Source organism: Magnetospirillum sp. WYHS-4 (assembly GCA_039908345.1).
Lineage (GTDB): Bacteria > Pseudomonadota > Alphaproteobacteria > Rhodospirillales > GLO-3 > JAMOBD01.
Window position 1 is genome coordinate 1 of sequence record JAMOBD010000105.1, and the last position, 5,307, is coordinate 5,307.

At 65.7% G+C, this 5,307-nt stretch carries 3 protein-coding genes; 2 read left to right on the forward strand and 1 reads right to left on the reverse strand.

Annotated features, from left to right (window positions below; genetic code table 11):
- On the reverse strand, positions 1 to 3,722 hold a 3,722-nt coding region (locus H7841_17635; protein MEO5338683.1), incomplete at its 3' end, for a PAS domain S-box protein.
- A gap of 197 nt (positions 3,723 to 3,919) precedes the next feature.
- On the opposite strand from H7841_17635, the gene H7841_17640 reads away from it, so the two are divergent.
- Entirely contained in the window at positions 3,920 to 4,888 is a 969-nt protein-coding gene (locus H7841_17640; GenBank protein MEO5338684.1) for a MoxR family ATPase, read from the forward strand.
- A 1-nt stretch (position 4,889) separates the two neighbouring features.
- The coding region (locus tag H7841_17645; GenBank protein ID MEO5338685.1) for a DUF58 domain-containing protein at positions 4,890 to 5,307 on the forward strand (418 nt) is incomplete at its 3' end.

Below are 5,307 nucleotides of genomic sequence, written 5' to 3' on the forward strand. Positions count from 1 at the left end.
TTGACCGAGCCCGATGCCAACACGATCCGCAAATCGGGATGCAGGAGGGATGCGGTGCGGGCGAGGTCGATTCCGGTCCCGTTGCCCGGCATCAGGATGTCGCTGACCAGGAGGCGGATTTCCGGCGTCCTGCCCAGAACCTCTAGGGCCTCTTCCGCATTTCCCGCCTCCAGCACGGAAAAGCCGATTTCTTCGAGGCAGCGGCGGGAATAGCGGCGGACCGCCGCATCGTCGTCGGTGACCAGCGCCAAGCCGTCCAGCCGCAGGACTTGGCCGGCCGGGGCGAGGGATTCGGCTTCGGCCTGCTCGGAGGCCTCCGTGGTCGGCAGAATCAAGGTGAAGGTGGTCCCGTGGCCGGGTTCGCTTTCCAGCAGCACCTTGCCTCCCGACTGGCGGACGAACAAGTCGACCATGCGCAAGCCCAGGCCGGTTCCCTTGCCTTCCTTCTTGGTGGTGAACAGAGGCTCGAAAATACGCTCGCGGATTTCCTTCGGGATGCCAAGTCCTGTGTCGTGGATCGACAGGGTGACATAGGGGCCGTCCGGCAGTCCGTCCGTGGGCTCTTCGAGAAGGCGGGTGGTCAGGATCAGGTTGCCGCCTTCCGGCATGGCATCGCGGGCGTTCAGGGCGAGGTTCAGGATGGCGGTTTCCAGCAGGCGCCGGTCGCAGAAAGCCAGCGGCAGCCCTGGGGCGAGGTCGGTCTGGATGTCGATGAAGCTGTGCAAGGTGCGGCCGAGGAGGCCAACCATGCGGGTGGAGACCATGTTGACATCGACCGGTTCGGCATGGGCCGTCTCGCGCCGCGCGAAGGCCAGCAGGCCGCCCGTCAGGTGCGCCCCCTGGTCGGCAGCCGACAGGGCGTCGTCGAGGATTTCCCTGAACATGGCATTGTCCGGGCCCAGCAGGCGCTCGTGCACCAGTTCGACGTTGCCGCGGATGACCGTGAGGATGTTGTTGAAGTCGTGCGCGATGCCGCCGGTCAATTGGCCGATGGCCTCCATCTTCTGTACTTGCAGGAATTCGGCCTCGCGGCGCTTGCGTTCCGTGATGTCCTGGACGATGCCGTTCATGCCCTCCGGCTGGCCGTCCGGTCCGGCGATGACGCGGCCTTGTGTATGGACGATGCGGCCGTCGCCGTCGGGCAGAAGGATGCGCAGGTCGATTCCGAAAGGAACTCCCTCGTCGAGGGCCCGGTTGACCGCCTCGATCAGGCGGGAGCGGTCGTCGGGATGGATCGTTTCCAGGAACGAGACGTAAGTGGCGTGGAAATCCCGCGGGTTGCGCCCGAAGATGCGGTAGGTTTCGTCGGACCAGATGAGGGTCCCGTCGGCCAGATTCCATTCCCAGCTTCCGAGGTGGGCCGTGTGCTGGGAGGCGGCGAGGGACTCCTCGCTGCGCCGCAGGTCCTCCTCGCGCCGTTTCAAGGCGGTGATGTCGGTGCCGATGCTGACGATGCCGCCGTCATCGGTACGGCGGTCGTTGAGCAGCCACCAGTTTCCGTTGGCGAATTGGATTTCCACCGCCCTCCCACCCTCCCGATGGGCCTGCTCCACCTCCCTTATCCAGTCTTCGCGCAGCCCGCCGGCTTGGCTGACGAGTCCTTTTTCGGCGGCGGCGGCCAGCAAGCCCGTGAAGGACATTCCCGGCGCCAGCCGTTCCGCCAGCCCGCTCCACATGGCCCAGAAGCGGGCGTTGAACAGCACCAGCCGGTCCTGCGCATCGTACATGGCGAAAGATTCCGAGATGCTTTCCAGGGCGTCGCGCAACCGTCGCCAGGCTTCTTCTGCGCGTGCCTCGCTCTGGCCGAGTGCCGCCTCGGCCAGCCGGAAGCGGGTGATGTCCCGGCCGTAAATATTGACGTATCCGGAATCGGGGAAAGGAATGAACAGCAGGGCGAAGACGACTTGGCCAACGGAGACTTCATGTTCCTGTCGGATGCCGGTTTGCAGGGATTCCTGGCAGATCATCCGGATCGGCTCGGGTACGTGGGTACCGACCGCGCAGTTCCAGTCGTCGATCAGCAGGGAACTCGTCCGGTTGGCATAAAGAAGCAGGCCATCCCGGTCGACCCGCATGACCGGGCTGGGGTTCTGTTCCGGAAAGGCCGCCAACTGCTCGATGCGTTCGGCGGCCCGCTTCTGGTCGGTGATGTCGCGGGCGAATGTCACGGTGGAGGCGACCTCTCCGGAATCGCCGAATACCGGGTGAATCGTGGTCTCGTACCACCGGTGGGCCCGCTGGTCGACGAAAGTCGTCGAACGCCTGGTTCTTGCCACCTCGTCGTAATGTTGGCGGCGGACTTCGGCGACGTCCGGCGGAAAGAAGTCGAAGAGGTTCCTGCCGACCATATCGGCTGCCGTGACTCCCAGCCGGCGTGCCGCCGCCGAGTTGGCCGCTAGGCAGGCGCCGTCCGGCGTCACCATGACCACCGAATCGATGGTCGCCTCGACGATGACGTGGCGGAGGCGTTGCTCTTCATGAAGTGCAGCCTCGTGCGCCGCCATTTCCGTGACGTCGGTGCCGGTGCCGCGGTACCCGCTGAAGGTTCCTTGGGAATCGAAGATCGGCCGCCCGCTGAGCCGTACCAGCCGGGCTCGGCCATCCGGGTGGGCAAAGCGGAATTCCTTGTCGCGGAACGGCCGGTGTGCCGACAGGTCCGAGAGGAAGGCCTGCAGGCGGAGCGGGTCTGACGTCGTGGGGGCGAGGACCTGGGAACGGGTCTTGCCCACCAGGAAGGAGGGCTCGACGCCCAACACATGGCGGACACTGTCCGAAACATAGGTGAAAGTCAGGTCCGGCCCCATCTCCCACAACCAGTCGGAGGTCGCCTCCGCCATGTCGCGCAGGCGCCGTTCGCTGGCCAGCAGGGCCCGTTCGGCCAAGCGGCGCTGCTCGACCTCGGCCTGCAGAGCCTGGGTACGACTTTCCACATGGCCGGCCAACTCGCCCATGATGGCGCGGATCTGCCGTTCGGCGTCGCGGTAGGCCAGCACCAGATGCCCGAGGAGGATCAGGATGGACACCACTTCCAGGCCGTGGGCCAGCCACCAAGCCGCTTCCCAACGGTCTCCGATGGGCAGCATGAGAACCGTCACGCCCTTGAGATAGGCATAGAGCGCGAACATCGCGGCGCCCTTGCCGGGCGGGGAAGCGCGGACAAGCCATAGGGCGCTGGAGAAAAATCCCGCGGCTCCGGTGAAGGCCAGGGCCTGCTTGAGGATATGGTAGGATTCCTCTCCTGAAGGCGACAGGGGAGATTGTGGTGTCAAGCCCGCCACCAAGCCGACGCCGACCGTGCCCAATGCCACGGCGAGAACCAGTTGACCGGTGCCTCCGGTCGGCTGGAGCCTTTCGGGCAGCCGGACCAGGGAGAAAAGCAGGCCGCCGATAAGCAACGACAAGGCATGCAGTGAAATCGAGATGTATCCTGCCGACAGCACGGCATGGAGAACCCCCAAAATTCCCATGGCGAGCAACCCCGCCGCAAGCCAGGCAAGCCGGCCGGCCGGCCTGTTCCGATGTTCCTGGGCCAGCACCAGGACGGCAGCCATCAGGGTGGCGAAGGCCCCGATGCCATCCAGGGCACCGTGCAGGGTGTGGTTCGTCCACGTGCGGCCGGGAAAGGCCTTGGCCAGGATCAGCGTGGCCGCCAACGCCAGGATTCCCGCCAGAAGAACGGCCGATACCCGCCCAGCGACCTGTCTGCCTTCGCCTGCCGCCATCGCCCCGTTTCCCGTTCCATCCGCGAAGACAATATCAGAATGACCGACGCCGCGCTCCCTACCTCAGGTTGAATGCCTGGCCCGGCATATCGGTTTCAAGTCTGGCACCAAAGTTTCTGTTCGGCCTTTGGTCTTGCGTGGGCGCGGGGCATGGAGGAAAGTAGGGTCGGAATTTCAGCCGTTGCCGAAGGTTGGCCATGTCCGCGTTCGATGACATCAAGGCGCTGCGGGACCACGTGAACCGCTGCATTCTGGGCCAGGATGCCTTGGTCATCCGGTTGCTGGTGGCGTTGCTGGCCGATGGGCACCTGCTGGTCGAAGGGGTGCCTGGCCTCGCCAAGACCAGCGCCGTCAAGGCATTGGCCGGTGGTTTGGAAGGCGACTTCCATCGCATCCAGTTCACCCCCGACCTGCTGCCCGCCGACCTGATCGGCACCGAGGTCTTTCTGCCGGGCCAGGGGACCTTCCGTTTCCAGGAAGGTCCGCTTTTCCATAACTTCGTGCTGGCCGACGAAATCAACCGCGCCCCCGCCAAGGTGCAGTCGGCGCTGCTGGAGGCCATGGCCGAGCGCCAAGTCACGGTCGGGCGCACCACCTACCGGCTGCCGCGCCTCTATCTGGTGATGGCGACCCAGAATCCCATCGAGCAGGAAGGCACCTACGCCTTGCCCGAAGCTCAGCGCGACCGCTTTCTGTTGCAGGCACGGGTCGATTATCCCTCGCCGGAGGCCGAGCGCGATATCCTGCGTCTGGTGCGCCAGCATATGAAGGAAGGGATGACGGTAGCCGACATCAAAGGACCGGTGGTTTCGCAGGCCGCGGTATTCGAGGGCCGGCGTCAGGTTCTCGACCTCCACATGGCGCCCGAACTGGAAGGCTACATCGTCCGTTTGGTCACCGCGTCACGCGACCCGGCGCCCTACGATTCCGACCTGCGGCACTGGATTCTCTACGGCGCCAGCCCGCGCGCCACCATCGCCCTCGATCTGGCGGCGCGCGCCCATGCTTGGCTGGACGGGCGCGACTACGTTTCGCCGGACGACATCCGTATCCTGGCCGGCGACGTGCTGCGCCATCGCATTCTGCTGACCTACGAGGCGGAGGCCGACGGCGTGACCACCGATCAGGTGGCGGACCGCCTGCTCGCCACGGTGGCCGTGCCGTAGCATGGCCGGGCAGGGGGTCGACATCGACCTGGCCGAGATGATGCTGCTGCGGACCGAGGCGGAGCGCTTGGCGCTCGGCGGGCCGAATCTCGTCAATGGACTGTTTCCTGGACTCTACCGTTCCCTGTTCCGCGGTCGTGGCCTGGACTTCGAGGACGTGCGCGCCTACCAGCGGGGAGACGACTACCGAACTCTCGACTGGCGTGTTAGCGCCCGGACCGGTCGCCTGCATACCAAGGTTTTCCGGGAGGAGCGTGAACATACGCTGTTCTGCCTGCTGGACGGGGGCCCGGCCATGCGTTTCGGCAGCCGCCGGGCCTTCAAGTGGGTGGCGGCCGCGCGCGCCGCCGCCGTCGTCGCTTGGCTGGCCGCGGACAACGGCGATCGTATCGGCGGCTTGGTGTTCGGCGACGGCCGGG